Here is a 2312-nt window from a genome sequence, read left to right on the forward strand (position 1 = left end):
TTTTCGTACAGCATCGGAATCTCAAGGCGTTCGGTCAAAATGTGTTGACCATCAAACGGGCGGAATTTTAGATGCTTTTGAACCATCGCAACCGCAAGTTCTTCAGGATAAGGAGAAAGCTGAGCTTGCCATTGGTTGATCATGCCTTCGCCGTGAAGCACTACTGCACGCTGGAGATGAGATGCGATCGCTTGCTTCTCAAACAACAGCCCGTTTTGGGACACATCGTACCGCTCAACCACATCGATCGCAATGTTATCCATCGTATGTTGCGCCCAATGATCGGCTTCAACTTTCATGCCGTATAGATAGAACTGCTCCAACCATGCCTGCTTTGCCTCTCCATACGGCTCAATTTCCCATCCTTTGACACCAACATTTTGCGCTGTGGCTTGTAATTCTTCGACAGACGGCAATTGTGACCAGATGAATCCCAGTTCAAGATCAGAATACTGGTCTGAAATCCCTAACGCTGCCGAGCCAAATACAAAACACGCTGCAACTTTGGGATGAGCCGTGAAAGCAGGAGTGATTTTATGAGCTAATGAAATTCGCCAGGCGCTGTGCTCAGTCATGTTGAGGATTATAAGTTCTTCTGTTGAAATAATGTAGCGGATAGCAAGCGGGCGGTCATGTTCAGCGGAAGCAAACCACCTTTGCAACTCAACGAAGAAGGTGAGTACGTTTTGCTGCAACGCGATTCTCTATACAGTATCCCTTACGTCCTTCAACTCCTGAGCGCTGAGTACTTTCGGAGTAACTATCGGAGTACCAGATTCTAGAACAAAGAATGGTGTCTGTTTGTAGCTGCCATCAAGGCGCGCTCTCAGTGCCATGCCAATGATACGCAAGGTGCCAAATAGAAGCCCTGTCGATTTTGGCTTATCTTGCCCGATCGCAGATTCGGTATGGACGTGCATCCGTACAGGACCGAACGCTTTGTCTAACGAGCTTTCGTCCAAACTCAAGCAGTTACGAATTAAACCAACAAAGGATGGGTTGAGGTTTGGAGGAGTATTCCCGATTGGCGTGTTACAACAAGCTGCATACCAGCGCAGCAAACCATTCGCAGTAAGACGCATACAGCTCAAGCTTTCAATGCCCTCGGTAAACGTGACATTCGCCGGAATGGTCTGGATGATGTTAGTACCACCCTGTTCATCCAGTATTCCATGCTCTCGTTTCAGAAAACGGGCAAAGGCTTGGCAATCCAGACAGTAGCACACGCATCTATTGGCATTGGCATTGCGGTTGAGTGTGCCCTTGAGTTTGCCACAATTGCAACGAATCGAGTGGGCCATGGTTTGGTTCCTCTTCATTAAAGAACTCGACCTAATAGTATGCGATAACGATTAGCGTCACCAGATGTAGGGGACTTAAAACGAAGCAGAAAGCATCTCAGTCAATGCGGTGCACGCGGTTGTTCGCTGGAACTGCGCTGCTCTCCCCACAATCTGATTTAACAGATAACCTCGTAAGTAACTTTGGGGCGGCATACCTCTTTTTAAGCGTTTTTGAATACCACAATAACCTTTATTTTGCGAGTTCTAGTTCGACAGCTCGGTAGAACTCTTTCACCTGCTCAGGAGACTGAAGATGATAAACCTGCTTGCTTTCCTTAGCTTTAAGCACATACTCTCGATACTTGGGTGTGAGCTTCTTATGGCACAGCCAAACCGTATAATAACTGTTCAGCGTACCCCTCAAGAGCGGACTATTTTGGGGCCAATTTTCTGGTGGAATTAGAAAGCCTTTCAAGAATCGCTTCGTGACCCACCAATAGTGCCGGAGAACTGGCATATCGACATATATTAAAGTGTCTGCAACCTCTAATCGTTCCCATACCGTATCCAATGATCCATATCCATCAATGATCCATTGGTCTTGCTGGAGGAGTTGATCATGAGCAGTTTTATATTCTTCGTCAGAAACTTCTCCACCGCCAGGTTTATACTTCAACAAGTCTAAAGCGACCATAGGCAAACCTGTCATTTGTGCTAAATGTTTGCTGAGTGTAGACTTCCCGCCTCCAGCATTACCAAATACAGCAACTTTGTTCACAGGCATCTTCTTCGTGAAAGTTGCTTTAAACTACTCTTGAGTCATGAACTTTTACGGTCTAACTGACGGTATTTCTCTATCTATAGCTTTACGGACTTACCTTAGGACATTGTTTGAAAGCATTATCCACACAATCCCGAAAGTTGGCAAACTCATCCCATCGCTGTCGCAGCCAATTCTTGAGCACAAACCACCAATGCTCAATCGGGTTCAAGTCCGGGGAATAAGGCGGCAGATACCAAAGCTCACAG

The 2312-nt window shown here is 46.4% G+C and carries 4 protein-coding genes; all 4 read right to left on the reverse strand.

Going from position 1 to position 2312, the window contains the following annotated elements:
• A partial coding sequence (locus tag NDA01_RS31770) for a DUF4037 domain-containing protein (protein ID WP_348231198.1) occupies positions 1-695 on the reverse strand: 695 nt, incomplete at its 3' end.
• Positions 696-704: 9 nt separating this feature from the next.
• Entirely contained in the window at positions 705-1301 is a 597-nt protein-coding gene (locus tag NDA01_RS31775; protein WP_348231199.1) for a DUF6151 family protein, read from the reverse strand.
• A gap of 232 nt (positions 1302-1533) precedes the next feature.
• Positions 1534-2061: a P-loop NTPase family protein gene (locus tag NDA01_RS31780; RefSeq protein WP_348231200.1), complete on the reverse strand. Its 528-nt coding sequence runs from the start codon at positions 2059-2061 to the stop codon at positions 1534-1536.
• 88 nt (positions 2062-2149) lie between these two features.
• A partial coding sequence (locus tag NDA01_RS31785; protein WP_348231031.1) for a transposase occupies positions 2150-2312 on the reverse strand: 163 nt, incomplete at its 5' end.

The organism is Trichocoleus desertorum AS-A10, assembly GCF_039962155.1.
GTDB lineage: Bacteria > Cyanobacteriota > Cyanobacteriia > FACHB-46 > FACHB-46 > Trichocoleus.

Coding starts and splice junctions, on each gene's coding strand:
- NDA01_RS31775 (WP_348231199.1), bottom strand. CDS start 1,301: ATGGCCCACTCGATTCGTTGCAATTGTGGCAAACTCAAGGGCACACTC.